This window comes from Natrinema sp. CBA1119 (assembly GCF_002572525.1).
Classification (GTDB): domain Archaea; phylum Halobacteriota; class Halobacteria; order Halobacteriales; family Natrialbaceae; genus Natrinema.
On sequence record NZ_PDBS01000001.1, the window covers coordinates 3,423,431 to 3,440,208 of the forward strand.

At 64.8% G+C, this 16,778-nt stretch carries 21 protein-coding genes and 1 pseudogene; 4 read left to right on the plus strand and 18 right to left on the minus strand.

Annotated features, from left to right (window positions below; all coding sequences use genetic code 11):
* Positions 1–28 precede the first annotated feature (28 nt).
* The 9 genes from CP556_RS16950 to CP556_RS16985 form a co-directional block, all read right to left on the minus strand.
* Positions 29–1,267 carry a cation:proton antiporter gene (locus tag CP556_RS16950; protein WP_098726684.1) on the minus strand — a complete coding sequence of 413 codons (1,239 nt, stop codon included), beginning with the start codon at positions 1,265–1,267 and terminating at the stop codon, positions 29–31.
* A gap of 148 nt (positions 1,268–1,415) precedes the next feature.
* Positions 1,416–2,903 carry an MATE family efflux transporter gene (locus CP556_RS16955; protein WP_098726685.1) on the minus strand — a complete coding sequence of 496 codons (1,488 nt, stop codon included), beginning with the start codon at positions 2,901–2,903 and terminating at the stop codon, positions 1,416–1,418.
* Positions 2,900–3,532, minus strand: a complete 633-nt coding sequence (locus tag CP556_RS16960) for a TetR/AcrR family transcriptional regulator (protein ID WP_255291491.1) — start codon at positions 3,530–3,532, stop codon at positions 2,900–2,902. The genes CP556_RS16955 and CP556_RS16960 overlap by 4 nt, the downstream gene beginning before the upstream one ends.
* Positions 3,533–3,771: 239 nt before the next feature.
* Complete coding sequence (locus CP556_RS16965; RefSeq protein ID WP_098726686.1) at positions 3,772–4,218, minus strand: RNA-binding protein; 447 nt, start codon at positions 4,216–4,218, stop codon at positions 3,772–3,774.
* 95 nt (positions 4,219–4,313) lie between these two features.
* Positions 4,314–4,526 (minus strand): DUF1918 domain-containing protein, encoded by a 213-nt coding sequence (locus CP556_RS16970; RefSeq protein WP_098726687.1) that lies wholly within the window; start codon positions 4,524–4,526, stop codon positions 4,314–4,316.
* Between the two features lie 98 nt (positions 4,527–4,624).
* Positions 4,625–4,975 carry a hypothetical protein gene (locus CP556_RS16975; RefSeq protein ID WP_098726688.1) on the minus strand — a complete coding sequence of 117 codons (351 nt, stop codon included), beginning with the start codon at positions 4,973–4,975 and terminating at the stop codon, positions 4,625–4,627.
* Complete coding sequence (locus CP556_RS16980) at positions 4,972–5,784, minus strand: succinylglutamate desuccinylase/aspartoacylase family protein (protein WP_098726689.1); 813 nt, start codon at positions 5,782–5,784, stop codon at positions 4,972–4,974. The genes CP556_RS16975 and CP556_RS16980 overlap by 4 nt, the downstream gene beginning before the upstream one ends.
* A 94-nt stretch (positions 5,785–5,878) precedes the next feature.
* Entirely contained in the window at positions 5,879–6,055 is a 177-nt protein-coding gene (locus tag CP556_RS26080; protein ID WP_176548223.1) for a hypothetical protein, read from the minus strand.
* A gap of 57 nt (positions 6,056–6,112) precedes the next feature.
* Complete coding sequence (locus CP556_RS16985) at positions 6,113–6,790, minus strand: type 1 glutamine amidotransferase domain-containing protein (RefSeq protein WP_098726690.1); 678 nt, start codon at positions 6,788–6,790, stop codon at positions 6,113–6,115.
* Positions 6,791–6,940: 150 nt separating this feature from the next.
* Here CP556_RS16985 and CP556_RS16990 point away from each other — a divergent pair, with 150 nt between their 5' ends.
* Entirely contained in the window at positions 6,941–7,405 is a 465-nt protein-coding gene (locus CP556_RS16990; protein WP_098726691.1) for an Hsp20/alpha crystallin family protein, read from the plus strand.
* A gap of 200 nt (positions 7,406–7,605) precedes the next feature.
* Here the strand turns inward: CP556_RS16990 and CP556_RS16995 are convergent, their stop codons facing one another.
* Positions 7,606–8,604, minus strand: a complete 999-nt coding sequence (locus CP556_RS16995) for a DHH family phosphoesterase (RefSeq protein WP_098726692.1) — start codon at positions 8,602–8,604, stop codon at positions 7,606–7,608.
* 150 nt (positions 8,605–8,754) lie between these two features.
* Between CP556_RS16995 and CP556_RS17000 the strand changes: the two genes are divergently transcribed.
* Both CP556_RS17000 and CP556_RS17005 read left to right on the plus strand, forming a co-directional pair.
* Positions 8,755–9,933: a thiolase domain-containing protein gene (locus CP556_RS17000; RefSeq protein WP_098727455.1), complete on the plus strand. Its 1,179-nt coding sequence runs from the start codon at positions 8,755–8,757 to the stop codon at positions 9,931–9,933.
* Positions 9,933–11,384, plus strand: coding sequence for a zinc ribbon domain-containing protein (locus tag CP556_RS17005; protein WP_098726693.1), 1,452 nt, complete (start codon positions 9,933–9,935; stop codon positions 11,382–11,384). The genes CP556_RS17000 and CP556_RS17005 overlap by 1 nt, the downstream gene beginning before the upstream one ends.
* 10 nt (positions 11,385–11,394) lie before the next feature.
* Here CP556_RS17005 and CP556_RS26775 read toward each other — a convergent pair whose 3' ends face one another.
* The 5 genes and pseudogenes from CP556_RS26775 to CP556_RS17025 form a co-directional block, all read right to left on the minus strand.
* Entirely contained in the window at positions 11,395–11,523 is a 129-nt protein-coding gene (locus CP556_RS26775; RefSeq protein ID WP_255291492.1) for a hypothetical protein, read from the minus strand.
* Between the two features lie 130 nt (positions 11,524–11,653).
* Positions 11,654–12,313 (minus strand): hypothetical protein, encoded by a 660-nt coding sequence (locus tag CP556_RS26780; RefSeq protein ID WP_255291493.1) that lies wholly within the window; start codon positions 12,311–12,313, stop codon positions 11,654–11,656.
* 123 nt (positions 12,314–12,436) lie between these two features.
* A pseudogene (locus CP556_RS17015) lies at positions 12,437–12,724 on the minus strand (hypothetical protein); the annotation flags it as partial.
* 111 nt (positions 12,725–12,835) lie between these two features.
* Positions 12,836–13,048, minus strand: coding sequence for a DUF8015 family protein (locus tag CP556_RS17020; RefSeq protein WP_098727457.1), 213 nt, complete (start codon positions 13,046–13,048; stop codon positions 12,836–12,838).
* Positions 13,049–13,426: 378 nt separating this feature from the next.
* Positions 13,427–13,852 carry a DUF3054 domain-containing protein gene (locus CP556_RS17025; protein WP_098727458.1) on the minus strand — a complete coding sequence of 142 codons (426 nt, stop codon included), beginning with the start codon at positions 13,850–13,852 and terminating at the stop codon, positions 13,427–13,429.
* A 349-nt stretch (positions 13,853–14,201) separates the two neighbouring features.
* On the opposite strand from CP556_RS17025, the gene CP556_RS17030 reads away from it, so the two are divergent.
* Positions 14,202–14,915 (plus strand): J domain-containing protein, encoded by a 714-nt coding sequence (locus tag CP556_RS17030; RefSeq protein WP_098726694.1) that lies wholly within the window; start codon positions 14,202–14,204, stop codon positions 14,913–14,915.
* Here the strand turns inward: CP556_RS17030 and CP556_RS17035 are convergent.
* The 3 genes from CP556_RS17035 to tpiA all read right to left on the minus strand — a co-directional run bounded on the left by CP556_RS17035 (position 14,888) and on the right by tpiA (position 16,741).
* Positions 14,888–15,526: a toll/interleukin-1 receptor domain-containing protein gene (locus tag CP556_RS17035; RefSeq protein WP_098726695.1), complete on the minus strand. Its 639-nt coding sequence runs from the start codon at positions 15,524–15,526 to the stop codon at positions 14,888–14,890. The two genes, CP556_RS17030 and CP556_RS17035, sit on opposite strands and share 28 nt — an antisense overlap.
* A gap of 58 nt (positions 15,527–15,584) precedes the next feature.
* Positions 15,585–16,019, minus strand: coding sequence for a DUF8159 domain-containing protein (locus CP556_RS17040; protein WP_098726696.1), 435 nt, complete (start codon positions 16,017–16,019; stop codon positions 15,585–15,587).
* Between the two features lie 77 nt (positions 16,020–16,096).
* A complete protein-coding gene (gene tpiA, locus CP556_RS17045; RefSeq protein WP_098726697.1) occupies positions 16,097–16,741 on the minus strand; it encodes a triose-phosphate isomerase in 645 nt (214 codons plus the stop codon).
* Positions 16,742–16,778: the final 37 nt, after the last annotated feature.

The following is a 16,778-nucleotide window of genomic DNA, read 5'->3' on the forward strand; positions in this document are numbered from 1 at the left end:
ACGAGTGGCGATGAGCCGCGACCGGTGCTCAGTCCTCGGTCGCGATCGCCGAATCGACGTAGACGAGTTCGTCCGCCGCCTCGAGCAGGCCCACGCCCCAGGTGACGGTCACGGGGACGAGCGCGGTCGTAAAGACCGCGATGAAGACGAGAATCGAGAACAGTTCCGCGTCGATAACGCCGGCCTCGTAGGCGACCTGTGCGATGATGATCTCGACGGTCCCGCGACCGTTCATGCCGAAGCCGACGACCAACCCCTCGAGCGAGGTGAGCGACGTCGGGAGCGAGAACAGCCAGGAGCCGATGATCTTGCCGAAGAACGCGATGGCGACCAGGACGGCGAGCACGACGAACGAGTCGAAGAAGACGTCGAACGTGATCTGAAAGCCGACCGTGACGAAGAAGACCGGTGCGAACAACCCCATCGCGAGGTCGTACATGACCGTGTGCATGTGCTCGTAGAGCCCGGGTTCCACGTCGGACTGCCGGAGGAACATTCCCGCCATGAAGCCGCCGATGATCATGTGCAGGTCCGCGAGCGTCGCGAGTTGTGCGAACAGCAAGGAGACGAGCAGCGCGAACGTGAACGCGGTCGTCCGATCGACGAACCCGTAATGCTCGCGCTGACGCTCAATATACCGCCACGCGATCGGCAGGAACCGATAGCCGATCAGTAGCGTCACCGCGAAGAAGCCAAACGCCTGCAGGAGGATCACGCCGATCTCGTTCGGATCGAGTCCGCCGGCGGTGACGTAGCTATCGACGCCCGCGAACGCGATGAGCACGCCCACGTCGGAGGCGAGCGCGCCGCCGAGCAACACGTTCGCGATCCGAGTGTCCAGTAGCTCGAGGTCGGCGAGGATCCGGGACTTCGTCGCGAGCGACGTGGCGGCCATGGCGAGTCCGAGAAAGAGCGCCGCACCGACTGAGATGCCAAGCCAGATGCCGGCCGCATAGCCGAGTCCGAACGGGATGACGAACGCGCCGAAGGCGATCAGCAGTGACTGGGAACCGAGCTCGAACAGTTCGCGGAGGTCGACCTCCATGCCGACGTAGACCATGAGGAGGAAGACGCCGAGTTCCGAGAGGACCGACAGCAGTTCCGAGGGGCGCAAGAGACCGAGCAGGGCGGGGCCGAAGGCGATGCCGGCGAACAGCTCCCCCATCATCGTCGGGTAGCCGAGGCGCTCGGCGAGCGCGCCGAACACCCAGGCGACCGACAGGACGAGCAGGAGGCTCAGGATATCGATACTGACGGTCTCGACCATCGACTACCTCCGCGCAGCGCAACTCGAGCGGTTCGCTCGCCGTGCTCGGTCGTCGGCCCGCCAGTACGAACTGTCGAGGGGGAATCGCATAGTGACTCGGCTCGTGAGTTCGTCACCTCACGGGCACTTTACTGAATGGGGTGGTCCGTTAGTCGTTCGTGCTCGCGTCCGTCTCACCGACCTCGAGGTTGTCGCCGAGACCGGGAGCCGGCGGCCCGTCGGTAACGTCGGCGTCGCGCCAGGTCCCTCTGCGGTACCAGCCGTAGGCGAGGCCGGCACCGACGGCGTTCGAGGCGGCGAACGCGAGCCAGATTCCGCGGTACTCCATCGTCGTTTGCGAGAGGACGTAGGCGATCGGGAGTCGGATGACTGCGTAGGTCACGAGAACGATCGCCGCGGCGGTGAGTGTCTTCCCGGTGCCGCGGAAGCTTCCGTTGTAGGCTCGCATCACGCCGATGAAGCCGAACGAGGGCGCGACGTACCGGAGGAACGTGACGCCGACCTCGATGACCGCGGGATCGTCGGTGAACACGGCGGTGATGGGCCGTGCGCCGAGCCACGCCACGACGCCGAGCGCGCCGAGGATAACGAACATGGTTTTGGCGGCGAAGTTGGCGGCCGCTTCCGCGCGTTCCGGTTTGTCGGCACCGACGTTCTGTCCGGTCATCGTCTCGACGCCGCGGGCGACTGCGATCGCCGGCAGGAAGATGACCGAGAACACGCGGGTACCGATGCCGTAGGCCGCGACGACGTAGGTTGGGAACAGGCCGACGATCACCAGCAGGAGATTGATCGACAGGGCTCTGCCCATGCCCTCGATCGACGCCGGAAACCCGATTCGAACGAGTTTCGTGGCAAACGAGAGGTCCGGACGCATCTGGCGGAGCCGAATCCGGACGCCTCGCGTCCCGCGGAACATGATCACCAGCCCGACGACGAGCGCGAGGGCGCGGGAGAAGACCGTGGCGATCGCCGCCCCCTCGATGCCGAGTTCGGGGAACGGCCCCCAGCCGAAGATCAGGAACGGGTCGAGGATGACGTTGAGGAGAACGGAGCCGAGCATCACCAGCATCGGCGTGATCGTGTCGCCATAGCCCCGCATCAGCGCGATGAAGACGAAGAATCCGAACATGAAGGGCATCCCGAGCGAGATGACCTCCATGTAGTCGGTCGCTAGCGGCAACACGTCCGGCGACGCGCCGAGGAGTCCGAGGAGTCCGTCGACAAAGACGTAGCCGACCAGACCCAAGACCACCGCACCGAGCAACGACAGGGCGACGGTCTGCGAGGCGGCGTACTCCGCCTCGCTCTCCTCATCTGCGCCGATGTGCTGGGCGACGAGCACGCTCCCGGCGACGGACAGCCCCATGCCGACCGAGATAAGCAGGAAGACCATCGGGAACGCGAAGCTGATGGCCGCGAGCGCTTCGGTGCTATACTGACCGAGCCAGAACGTGTCGATGAGGTTGTAGGCCGTCTGCAACAGATTCGTCACGATGATCGGCAGCGAGAGGTAGAACAGCGGACCAGCGATATCGCCCGAGGTCAGATCGAACTCGTCGCGGCCCTTGAACAGTCCGGAGAGTCGATCGAGACGGCGCGAGAGCCAGCCCACGAGGCGATCGATGAGGCTCATTCGCCGGCCTCCCCGTCCACGTCAGTCGTCGCCGTGTCTCGCTCGGTCGCCTCGTCCGGCCGCAGGGTCTCGTCGATGTACTCGTGGACGTACTGGCGCGTCCGTTCGGGCGGCCGATCGACCGCGGCCGCTCGCGTCTGTGCGCCGTGAAACAGCGTGACGAGAAAGTCGGCCGTCTCGTCCGGATCGATATCCGCACGGAACTCCCCCGCCTCGAGGCCGTCCGCGACGAGGGTCGCGATGCGCGCTTGAAGCGCGCGGTCGAACGCACTCAGTTTCTCCCGGAAAACCTCGTTGTACGGCGCTTGCGCCTTGATTTCGAGGATCGCCGTCCGAAACTCCTCGGCGGAGCCCTCGTCCGCCGGCGTCAACAATTCCTCGAGAAATTCGTGGAGACGTTCGGCCGGCGTCTCGCCCGGAATCGTCTCGGTTCGCTCCTCGAACCGGTTCAGGAGAAACGCCAGAAACGACTCGAGGAGGTCCTGCTTGCCCTCGAAGTGATAGTGGAGCGTCCCCTTGCTTTTGGTCGATTCCGCGGCGATATCCTGCATCGTCAGATCCGCGTAGCCGTGCGTACAGAGCGCTCGATACGTCGCCTCCATAATATCGTCGATCGTCTCGTCCGTCATTCAATGCGTATCTGAACTAACTGACTGGCCAGTCAAAAGCCCTTCGTACCCGGCGGATCACGTTCGGTCAGATCGATGAGTCGTGCCCGGCGAATCGGGTTCGGTCGGATCGGCACGTTCCGCTGGCGGCCGAGAGCAACGGGACGCGGCAGGTCGGCTGCCGCGGCTGAACGGTCGAAAGCGGCCAAAAACCGCGTCCGTTACTGAGTGCGCAGCGACCCGACAGCGAGGGGGGGGGGTTATTCCTGCTCGCGCAGCCGCTCGAGGACATCTTCGGCGTTTTCGACGGCCTGTTCCTTCTTCGCCGGGTAGGCCTCGACCTTTCCGCGGAAGGTGATCCCCTCTCCGAGGCGGACATCGCCCGCGAAGGCCGCTTGCTTGTCGAGTCGGAGAAACAGTTCGGTGTTCTCGGTGACCCGCTCGTCGAGTTCGTCGATCAGCTCGTCAAAGGACTCGAGGTCGGCCAGCCGCGAAAGGACATGGCGGACGTCGTCTGCCTTCTCCACGCGTGCCGAGAGGACGAGGATGCGGTCGCCGTAGTGGCCCTCGCTCTCGGCGCGTTCGATCTCGAACGGCTCGTCGTCGTCGGGAAGGAACGTTCGGAGGGCCTCTTCGACGCGTTTCTCATCCTCGGTAGCGTAGCAAAACGTCCGTAAATCGACGTAGTGAAGCGGGATTTGTGGCATCTGCGATTCGAAGTGTGGTGTGGTTTGCGGGCGCGGTGTCGTCGGTCCGGTGCGGTCGGCGAGTAGACTCGAGCGAACCGACTCGCGAGCGGTAGTTATTCTTCGTCTGCGTCCGTCTCCTCGTCGGCGTCGTCGGCCGCCTCGAGGTCGTCTTCGGGGACGCCGGCTTCCTGGCCGTCGTCGAAGCTGATGGTGTAGGTGACGTCGCCGAACATCGACTCCATCGTCTGGGAGACGGTGCCGGTTTCGCCGTCGAACTCGCTGTGCTCGTCGTGGAGGACCACGCGGTCGTCTTCCTCGAAGCTCATGAGAGGTGATTCCCCGTCTGCGTGTAAAAAGGGACTGATTCGTTGCAACACGAACCGTCACGAGCGATCGTCCATCGGTCGCGGTCGAGCAGTCGTCCTTACAGTCGCTCGCTCGAGTCGCCACCCCTCCGACCGCACCACCACTCGTAACCGAAGCCGGCGACGGCGGCGATGCCGGCGGTACCGCCGAGGAACGGCACCCAGTAGACCCAGAAATCGAGGCGCGGCGAGATGGCGTTGCCGATCGCAGTCCCGATGGTGAAAATCAGGTAGCCCGGCAACGCGAGCGGCGAGAAAAGCCGCGTCTCGAACCAGCCCAGTCCGAACGGGACGACCAGGAGCGCGAACGTGGCGAGCGTCACTGGACTCGTTGCGATCCGACGAAGGGATACGGGTAGTCGCCCGTCGCGCTCACCGTCGCTGCCCGCGCGTCGGCTGCTACCAGTCATGCGCCACCTCCGACCTCGAGCAAGCCGTGCAACTCGAGGACGTGTGCGGCCGCCAGTCGCGACAGTTCAACCATCGCGGAGTGATCGAGCAGGAACTCGGTGGTCTCGAAGAGGTAGGCGCTCGCCCCGAGTTCGCGCGCGGTGTGCTGGAAGAGCAACGGCCCGGTGAGGGAAGTCTCTCCGGCCGTGAATTTGTGGAACGGCAAATACCACGGGACGGCATCCTCGTTGAGGCGGTCGGCGAGCCGTTCGCCGCGGGCGTCGGGCGAGTGAAAGATCGCCTGCCCGACGAATTCCCGATGAAGGCTATAGATTCCGAGCGACCGATGAAGGTCGAGCACGACGTCCGGCTCGTGGGCCTCGACGGCGTCCCAGATGCCCGCTGCGAGTTCGCTCTGGGGCTCACGGTCGGCCGGAAACTGTCGATTCAGGTCACCGTCGACGCCGCGGCGCTCGTTGTTTTCGACGGCCACGCGATTGGTCTCGGGAACGACGACGAGCGTCCCCGCGTCGGGACGCCAGTCGGAGATTTCTCGAGCGGCCTCGATCCCGCCCCGTTCGTCGCCGTGGACGCCGCCGAAGACCATCGCGGTCGGTCCGTCGTTCGGCGCGTCGATCTCGTAGAGCGGCGTCTCGTGGTCGGTTCCCGGAAGGATCGTCTCCGTGTTCGAACTCCCCTCGTCGGCATCGGGTGATTCGCGAGCCGCCTCGAGCAGGCGCTCGTTGTTCGGCGGTCGACTCACAAAGCCAGACACGGCAATCCCCGCGAGCACGCTCGCGCCGCCGGCTAGATACGTCCGACGTCTCATTGGACGGGAGAAGAACGGATATCCTAAAGCCCCTTCTCATTCGTGACGCGAACAGTGTCAATTCGGACTCAGGTCAACACAGGGTGATCGTCGCTTACCGCACGTTTTCGAGCGCGACGGCGGCGTCCGACATGAGCCACGCGTCCTCGCTGTCGACGCGTTCGATACTGAGCGCGAAAAACGACTCCCGTCCGTCGTCGACGGTGATGCGGTAGCCGCGACTCCGTACTGATCCGGGCTGTGCAGCGGTGTTCGATTCAGCGGGAACCACAGGTACCCCTGGGATGGCGCGCGTATAACGGACTCGGATCGAGCGGGCCGAGTCGGATCAGACGTCCAGTTCCTCGAGCAGGGTCTCGGCCGCGGCGCTCGAGGAGCCGGGGCCGCGGGCGGTGACGAGGTCGCCATCGACGGTGACGCTGGTGTCGGAATCGAGTTCGGCGTCCCAGTTGCCGCCCGCTTCTTTCACTTCGTCCTCGACCCAGTAGGGGAGCTTGCGGCCGTCGGGCATGCGGTCGGCCTCGTCGACGATGCCCTCCTCCCACTCGTTGGGGAAGCCGGTCACATCCCGGCCGTTAACGATGAACGCGCCGTGACTGTCGCGGGCGAAGCCGAGCATGCCGACGGCGTGGCAGACGACGAGCGCCTTGCCGTCGCCCTCGACGATATCGCGGAGGAGTTCGCGGGCGTGTTTGTCCTGATTGATGTCCCACTCGGTGCCGTGGCCGCCGGGGAAAACGACGGCGTCATACCCCTCGGCGTCGGCCTGTGCGATCGGGATCGGATCGTTCAGTCGATCGTCAGTCTCGGCGACCTCACGGACGTGTTCGGCGGTCTCCTCGCCGACCTGTTCCGGATCGAGCGATCGCTCGTCGACGACCGGCGGATCGCCCGACGGTGTCGCGACCGTGATCTCGACGCCCGCTTCGGTGAGCGCCTCGAGCGGCTCGACGCATTCCTCTCCCCAGTACCCTTCTTCGCTGACGACGAATAGTGCGTCCGTCATATCCGTTCCTAGGACGAGCAGCGTAAAAACGACCAGCCCACCCCTCGGTTCTGCCGCAATCTCTCGGGAACACGTTCGTCGGGGAGACAGTCACTCCGACCGAGGGTGGCCTTTTTCGCCGTCGATCGTCTACGTTCGATAGGTGCTACCATGGCAGATCGACCGCGTCCGTTCGACGGTATCGACGACCTGCTCGACCGACTCAATCGCCAGATCGAGACGGCGGCCCGATCGTGGGAAACGCAGGTGGACAACCGGAGCCGACTCGATCTCTCGACGGGCGGCTCGACGACGAGTCTGGACCTCGCCGACGAGGGCGACGGGTTCGTCGTCACCGTCGACGTCCCCGGCTACGAGAGCGACGACCTCGAGTTGCGCCTCTCCGGCGAGTCGCTGGCCGTTTCCGGGCAGCGAGAACACAGTCAGGAGATGGGCGGCGACGAAGAGAATTACATCCGTCGGGAACGGAAGACTGAGTCATTCAGCCGGCAGATTCGGCTTCCCGAACCGGTCGACGCCGACGCGGTTCAGGCCAGCGTCAACAACGGCATCCTGACCGTGCGGCTGCCAAAGCGCGAGGCGGACGAGGAGGCGCACTCGATCGACATCGACTGAGACGGACTGCTGTCAGTCAGTTCCGGCGCACCCGCAGGGCGGTTCGCGGTTGCGCCGGGACATCGGTACAACAGACCGTATGAGTGCACCGCATCGGTCGAACAGCCGGCGCGAGTATCACGTCGGTCGAACGGCCATTGACGAGTCGAGTGTCGATCGAACGCCGAGTCGATGAGTCGGGCCGTTCGTCGGTTTCGACATCAGTCGTCGAGGTTCAGCGCGTCGAAGAACCGACGGGTGAGCCGTCCGCCGACGAACTCGAGGAGTGCGCCGTCGTCGTCGTCGTCGTCCGCGAAGAGCCCCAGTTCGATCCGGCCGCCGGCCATGTCATGGTGGCCGCCGACCGCACCGAGTTCGTCGAACCCCTCCGCCAGCGTCTCGCCCATGTGAACTCGCGGATCGATCGAGCGGCCGCTCAGCCGAATCGCGTCGCCGACGACGCCGTAGACCAACACGGTGTCCACCCCCTCGAGGTTGAGCAGGTAGTCCGCCGCCTGGGGAAGCGCGTCGGTCTCGCCGGTCTTACCGACGCTCGCGACGAGGGACGAGCCCCGGCGCTCTCGACTGGCGATCGCTCGGCCGATCGCGTCGAGCGTCCCCGGCGAGAACGCGCTGCCGTACAGCTGCTCGAGGATCTCGAGGTCGGCGTCGGGATAGACGGCGAGCGCGGCCTCGTACTCGCGTCGCGTGGGTTCGCGGACGAAATCCAGCCGCTCGCGGTGGAGCGCGAAGAGGAGCGCGGAGGCGAGCCGCGTCGTCAGGTCGACCTCGAGTTCCTGCAGATACTCGATGAAGATGGTCGCGGTCGCACCGTATTCGTCGCGAACGTCCTCGAACGCGGCGTCGACCGACTCGCCGGGGTGGTGATCGACGACGATGTCGGGAGTGACGTCCGCCGGCACTTCGGTGTTCGCCCCCGGTCTGGTGTGGTCGACGAAGCTCACGCTGTCGTACTCCTCGATCGCGGTCCTCGAGAGCGTCCGGAGACTGATCTCGAGGAGGTTGACGAACGCGCGGTTTTGCTGGTGGGAGATCTCGCCGCCGTAGGCGATCGTCACCTCCTCGACATCGTGGTCTCGCGCGATCGCTTCGAGCGCGAGCGCGCTGGCGAGACAGTCCGGATCCGGATTGTCGTGGCAGACGATCGCCAGCGAGTCCGTGGCCTCGAGGACGGACACGAGCTCGGCCGCGCGTGACATACCGGAGATACGGTGACGAGACGCTTGAATCCCGCGTCGAGTCTCATGGAGTACGACTGGCCCGCCGGCTCGAGGAGCGGACGGGCGTTCGTGATCATCGATCGTCACAAAGCGTACAGTTATTTCACACCGGACGACCGAAGAACGAGTATGCGAGACGCGTACCTCGTCGGTGCGGGGCAGTCGGATTACGGGGCTTTCCCGTCGGAGAGCTACCGATCACTGTTCCGGACGGCGTTCGATGCGGCGACGGACAGCGTACCGAAGGAACTCGAGGCCGACGACGTCGACGAGGCGTTCGTCGGTAACCTCGGCGTCGGCGGCCGCCAGCTCGGCCTCTCCGGACCCGCGGTAACCGAACACGTCGGCCTCGACGGCGTCCCCTGTACCCGGGTCGAAAACGCCTGCGCGGCCAGCGGCTTTGCGGTGCGACAGGCCGTGCAGGCCGTCAAATCGGGAATGGCGGACGTCGTCCTCGCGGGCGGCTTCGAGATCATGTCGGATATGAGCTCGGACGCGACGAAGTACTGGCTCGGGGTCTCGGGCGAGACCGAGTGGGAACGCCTCTCCGGAACCACGTTCTCCGGCGTCTACGCCCAGATGGCCAGCGTCCACATGGAACGGTACGGGACCACGCGCGAACAGCTCTCCCGGGTCGCCGTCAAGAACCACTCGAACGGCGCGAAGAATCCCCACGCCCAGTTGGGATTCGAGTGCTCGCTCGAGGACGCCCAGTCCGCCCCGGTCGTCGCGGACCCACTCAATCTCTATCACTGCTGTCCGACTTCGGACGGCGCGGCGTGTGCGCTGATCGTCAGCGAGGACGTCGTCGACGACTACACGGACGACCCGATCCGGGTCGCCGGCGTCGGTGCCGGCAGCGACACCGTCGGCCTCTTCCAGCGCGATACGTACACCGGCGTGCCGGCGAGCCAGCGGGCGGCCGAATCGGCCTACGAGATGGCCGACGTCGCACCCGATGAGCTCGACTTCGCGGAGGTCCACGACTGCTTTGCGATCGCGGAACTGCTGGCCTACGAGGATCTCGGATTCTGTGAGGAAGGTGAGGCCGGACAACTCATCGAGTCCGGCGCGACCGAACTCGGCGGCGAGTTGCCGGTCAACACGTCGGGTGGCCTCAAGTCGAAGGGCCATCCCATCGGCGCGACCGGTGCCGGCCAGGTCGTCGAGGCCTACAAGCAACTCTCCGGCGCGGCCGGTGAGCGACAGGTCGAAAACCCCACACGCGGGCTGACTCACAACGTCGGCGGCAGCGGCGGTGCATCCGTGATTCACATTTTCGAGAAGGAACGGGAGGTGAGCGCGTGATGACGGCCGCGATCACCGGCGTCGGCGCGTATGCACCGCGGTTCCGAATCAGCAGCGAAGCCTTCGAGGAGGCCTGGGGGCAGTTCCACGCCGCCGGCGTGACCGAGAAGGCCGTTCCCTCGGCCGACGAGGACACCCTGACGATGGCCTACGAGGCCGCGACGCGAGCGCTCGAGGCAGCGGCGACCGACCCCGACGACATCGACTGGCTGGGCGTCGCGTCCTCGCGACTGCCGGCGGCCGAGGAGGACCTGACCGTCCGGCTCGGGGCGATGCTATCCCTCTCCGAGTCGGCGACCGGACAGCTCTTCAGCGGCAGCACCCGTTCCGGCACCCGCGCGCTGTGGGCCGGTATGGACGCGCTCGAGGCCGACTCGACGACCGCGCTCGTCGTCGCAGCCGACGCACCGCGGGGCGACCCCGACGACGGGATGGATCACGCCGCCGGGGCCGGCAGTGCTGCGTTCGTCCTCGAGTCCGACGGGCCGGCCGAGATCACCGACCGCGCCGAGTACGCCGCGCCCTATCCGGGAACGCGGTTCCGCAATACCGGCGAGGACGAGACCCGGGGTCTGGGCGTCACCCAGTACGACCGGCAGGCGTTCACCGAGACGATCGGCGGTGCCGTCGACGGCCTCGAGGTCGAACCGGACACCGAAGCGGCCGCGATCCAGGCCCCCGACGGCAAACTGCCCTATCGCGCGGCCGGTGCGGCCGGCGTCAGCACGGACGAGATCCAGGCCGCCGCGACGGTCCACGAGCTGGGCGACCTCGGTGCCGCGAGCGTCCCGCTGTCGCTCGCGCGGGCACTTGCGGACGGCTACGAGTCGATCCTCGCGGTCTCCCACGGGAGCGGCGCGGGTGCGGATGCATTCGTCGTCAGCGTTGCGTCGGCGACGCAGCGAAGCGAGGGCGAGGTGCCCGCCGTGACCGCACTCGAGGGCGACGACCCGCTCACGTACGCCGAGTACCTCCGCCAGCGCGGCGTCGTCACCACGGGACCGCCGTCGGGCGGCGGCGCGTACGTCAGCGTCCCCTCCTGGCGGCGCTCGCTTCCCCAGCGCTACCGACTCGAGGCCGGTCGGTGTTCGGAATGCGGTGCCCTTTCCTTCCCGCCGGAAGGGGCCTGTGACGACTGCGGTGCGCTCGCCGACTACGAGGCCATCGAACTCGCCGGCGAGGGAACGATCGAAGCCGTGACGACCATCTCGCAGGGCGGCGCGCCGCCGGAGTTCGCCGAACAGCAGGCTCGCTCGGGCGACTACGCGGCCGCGATCGTCGCGCTAGAAACCGATAGCGGCGACGAGACCGTCAGCGCCCCGGCGATGGGGACCGACGCCGATCCCGCCGACTTCTCGGTCGGCGACCGAATCGAGACGACGATCCGCCGGATTTACACGCAGGAAGGCGTCACCCGGTACGGATTCAAAATTCGGCCCGCCAGCGAGTAGCGGGCTCAATCTACGGGCGGAGCAGGTCGAGTGTCTCGGGGTCGTCCGAGAATCGGAGGTTCTCGGGATGACGAGAGAGCGTCGCTCTCTCGAACCACTTGACCTCGAGGCGGTTCACAGACGGTTCGAGGCGGTTCACAGACGGTTCGAGGCGATTCACACCCGCGATCGGACGGGTCGTCGACGTTCCGTGGTAGGAATGGGGGGCTATCGTTGCAACTGGCGGTCGATACCCCGTGAAAAATTCGCCGTCCGTCTCAGTGCGGCGCCTACTCCGCGACGAGTCGAATGTCGTCGAAGAACCGCCGAACGCCGGTCTCCCAGACGACGTTCATGCCGACGGCGAGCGTCACGATCCCTTCGAGACCGCTCACCGAATACGAGTACGTCTTCCATCCCGCGTGGTCTTCGATGACCTTCTCGCGGTTGAAGTCTCCCTCCGAGAGCCCGTCGCGTGGCTTCTTCCCGGCAAAAAAGGCCACCTGTGACATTCGGTTGAACGACTTTTGTTGACTGTAGACATCGACGGTCACCGCGTCGACGTGCGTGATGTTCACCGGTTGTTCGACCCAGATCGTCCCATCATCGGCGACGCCGTCGATGAACAGCGCCATCGACCGTTCGCCGTCCGCCGCCCGTTCGGCGGTGATCGCGACGGAATGGTTGACCGGATCGGTCAACTCACCGGGAACCGTCGGGAGGTCCGCGCCGACGCTCCACCCGTCGAGGTATTCCTCGAACGACGGGTTTTGCAGACACGCGGGGGACGGCGTCGGATGCGCGATTCCCGAAGCCGGTTCCGAGTCGTCGGATTCGTTTCGCTGGTCAGTTCCATCGTTCGAGTCACCGCGACCGAACGGTACGACGTTGGCGAGGCCGACTGCGATGGCACCGCCGAACCCTGTCATGTACGATCGTCGTCGCATCATCTACTCCCAAATCGGCGAGGCGCAGTAAATGTCACACAAGCTTAAATAGCGATTTGAGTAACCGGCCGAACCGTTTCCCCTCCGCGCCGGGCACACCGACCGTCCCGATCGGCTCTCGAGGGCTCAGTTCCCCGTCAAGGCCTCGCTCGCCGGCGAGAACTCGATTTGGGTGCCGAACTCCTTCTCCCGTGCGCGCCCGTAGAGCAGGGACGCCACCGCGACCGTCTCGATGCCCGTCCCGCCGCTATCGAAGACCGTGATTTCGTCGTCGCTCCGCCGGCCGGGCGCGTTCCCGGCGATGATCTCGCCCAGTTCCGCGTGAATGTGATCCTCCGCACGCTGTCGATAGCCGTCGCGAACGGCGTCGGCGTAGTCGGTCGGTGTCGCGAGGTCTGCGACGGCATCGCTGGTCAGAAACAGGGTCGCTGTCATAACCGAGACGAGGGACCGAAGCGACGAAACGGAACCGGAAGCGGGTATACGGGAAAACGAGTGAGAGAGAGAGAAAATGACCGGAATTCCTTAGTCCGCGTGCGGGGGACGCGCAGACCGGGGCTCGTCGGCAGCCTCGGCCGGCGTGTTGACAAACATTGCGTGTCCGATAATCGTCATCGCCACAAGCGAACCGATCGGCACCGCCGCAGTCAACGAAATCCCCACGACGGTCAGGGCTGCGGTGATACCGAGCAGTGCGACTGGGATGAGGCCGAGAACAATGTCGTAATATCCAGTCATAATGTATCCTGTAGTATGGGAAATAACCATATAAGTGTTTCCCATAATCGGCTCGTGGTGGATCTGTCCCTAATTGATATCCATAGGGTTGTATCCTCATAACTTATGGATCAGATACGGATCTTGCATTTTCCGTCGAGTACGCCTCTCTCAGACCATCACATAATATATTTTATATCTACCTCCTCTATATTCGCCATCAAAAGAGAGATATCAACCAGTGTCGATATTCAAGTATGAATGCTGAACACTCCACGTCGGCCCGTTTCGGCGAAACCAGTTATAGCAGCCACTACAAGTCATTGCACACCTGATCGAACGACAGCTATACGATCAGTATGTGAATCATTTCAGTGGCTACTATCGAAGGAATGTGACCTACCGCAATCGTGAGCGGAATAGGGCGTATCCGAGCCGCCAACCGAGCAAGGCGACGAGCACGATACCGGTAATGACGACCGGAAACGGCCAGGTCGTACCACCCTCGAACAACGGCGATCCACGAAGCATGAGCCCGACGTTCGCCGCCGCGATCCATGCGGTCGCCGTCAGACGAACGCCATCGGTCCCGATGAGATTGTCGCGCGTGTACACGCCTGCGAGCGCTGCGACGGCGATCCACCCGATCACGAACGGGGCGACCGTCTCGAGCGAGGCGAGCGGTTCGGCAATCGGGTTGCCACCGTGTTCGACGTTCCCGAGGAGAACGAGGCCGACGACGATGCCCAGGTCGACGACGCCGATACCGACCCGTTCGCTGTCGATCGATCCGTCCCGGGAGCCGGTCTGAACTGCCGTGTCCATACCGGTACTCGGCATCGGAGTCATATCGGTTTCCCGATTCCGATCGGCGCGAACGAACCTGACAGGAGAGGTGGAACCCGGCGACGGCGAGCCGCCGAGTACCATCCAACGGACGGAGCGTCTCCGTGCGAGGGGGGCCTCGCACAAGCTAGCGGTCGGCGCATGGCCACTTTGTTATCGATTCCGTTCAGGCTCGGTCGTCGGACGGCCCGAGGGGTGTTCCGCGAGTAATTAGTTGCTACACGGACCGATTCCGACGGGTATCGTGTTGAGACGACACCCCGAACTGATGCCAACCATGACTGTCAGCAGAAGAACTAATAAAGGACGAACACGAACTGATGGCGTGATGGCTGCCGTCGGCGACGAACCGGCCGGCTGTGATGGCTGTGGTCGAACGACTCCGCTCGAGGAACTGACGACAGTGACGATGCCGGACGGCGAACAGGTCGTCTGCTGTCAGCACTGTGAGCCACACGCCAGAGCGGCCGCCGAAAGAGGCGGTTCGCTCGACCAGCGTCGGGACACGTGCGACGGCTGTACCGGCACGTTCCGTCTGGCCGAACTCGAGGACGTGGTGCTCGACGACGGGACCGTGGTGACCTGCTGTCCGTCGTGTGTCGCCGATGCTCCGAGTCGCGACGGTGGTGGAACGTCCGGTACTGACGGCACTGCTAACGGAACTATAGAGGAATCCACAGCCGTGACCGACTCCGAGCGTTCCACCGAAGCGGGTCCGGACGAGGACCGACGCCGCTGTAGTCAGTGTCGCGAGCGGGTCTCCGAAGAGCTCTTTCGCGTTACCACGATCGACGAGCGCACGGAACGGTTGTGTGCCGACTGCAAGTCCGACGCCGAGGAGCGCGGTATCGTCACCGACGTTGAGATGCGAAAGACGAGGGCTCGCGAGGTTCTCGACGTGGACGCCGGCGCGAGCGACGAGACGCTCCGCAAAGCGTATCACGAGCAGGTCAAACGCGCCCATCCCGACCGCTCGAGCGGTAGTCGATCCGCCTTCGGGCTCGTCACGGACGCTTACGAACGGCTTCGGGACGGCGATTGACGATCGATTCCGTCTTTGCGGCCCAAAAATCCGATCGTCGCCGGGTTGAAGTAGTACGTCGACTCACAGACCGCACACGACGTCGTCAGGTGTTTCCCGTGGCTGTGGAGTTTCCAGAGTTTCGTCTGTCCGTGCTCGAGTTCGAGCGTGACCGGGTGGCCGCAGTCGGGGATCGTACACGGGAATCGGATGTACCAGTTCGGTACCGAGAGCGCCCCCAGCGGTGAGAGTTCACTCCGGAGTCGGGAGAGCAGGTTGAAAATCGTGACCGAGAGGTCCCCCCGATCGATCGTCAGTCCGTCGACGTCGCCGACGTATCCGCGACGGCTAACTCCCTCGTCGCGAAGCGGCACGACGGGAATCCCTTTGGCCACCGCGTAACCGATTTCCTGATCGATCCAGGTGTTGTCGGCCGCGTCCTCGGTCAGCACCGCGACGACCACGTCGCTGTTGGCGAGACGCCCCTCGAGTCGCTTTCGTGATCGCCCGGACTCGATCTCCTCGAGCGCGAGGTGGACGCCGAACGGGAAATTTTTGACCGTCGAGAACAGGTCCTGGGCGAGCTCGAGGTCACCTGGCGCGTGTGAAACGTACACCTGTTCTCCGGTCATTGAATCGTCTACGACAAGAAGGCGCGTGAAGCGTTATTAATCTATCTCCACGGCGTATTTAACGGCCGTCGTGTTCGCTTCGGTAATTTTTTATGGTTTTTAACACGCGCTGGGAAAACTCGAGTTGTGAGAGGTCCGAACCGAGGCGCTCGAACCACTCGCGTTCGGCGTACCACCAGCCGCGGGTCTCTCCGTCGGTCGTCAGCGATGTTGCTTCGAGGCGTCCCGGTGTCCACTCCCGTTCGTCGCCGATCGTCAGCAGCGCCCGCACCACCGCGCCGACTTCGTCTCTCGTGATCGCGGGCGATTCGGATACGGTCTCGTACTCGAGTTCGATCCCGGTCCCGTCGTCGGCGGGGGGTTCGGTTGGTTCCATCCACGTGAACGACGTTACATAGATCCCGTGGCTCATCAATCGATTCTCGAGCGCGACGGCCACGGGTCGCTCCCCGGCCGCCGGATCAGCCACGGACTCGGGCCCGTCGTCGGTCATACCTCCTCTACGACGGACGGGGAGAAAAGTCGGTCGGCGACGTGCGCTCGTCGATCGGTCTACGTTCGCGGGCCGGTTCAGAGCGGCGCGACGAGGTCCTCCAGAGCCGCTTTCGGATCGTCGGCCTTCGCGACGCCGCTTGCGAGGAGGACGCCCCCGGCACCGAGATCGCCAGCAGCAACGACGTCAGCACCCGTACTAATGCCCGCGCCACAGAGGACCGAGACCTCGGAGTCGACGTTCGCGGCGGCGTCGACGGCGTCCTCGACGACGTCTGGATCGGCCTGGCTAACCGGTGTGCCGGTTCCGATGAGCGCCGGCGGTTCGACGGCGACCGCGTCCGGCCCTACCGCGGCGGCAGCGCCGATCTGGGCCGGGTTGTTCGCGCAGACGATCGTCTCGAGGTTCGCTCGCTCGGCCGCCCGGACGGCACCGTCGATGTCGGCCAGTTTCAGTCGCCGTTCGGAGTGGTTGAGCAGCGTCCCGACCGCGCCCGCGTCGGCGACGCTCTCGGCGAGCGATTGCCCGGTGTTACTCCCGTGTTCGATCGAATCGACGTGCTGGGCCCACGTCTCCGCGCCCGTTTGTGCGACTCGCTCGAGGTGGGTCGCCTGTGGCGCGACGGCGAGCCGGGCGTCAGTGGTCTCGTCGACGTCACGGACAGCTTCTGCGACGGCGATCGGATCGCACGGATATGTCTTCAGGTTAACGAGGACGAACATATCGGCAACCCCACCCGCCCGAAAGAAATAGCTTGCG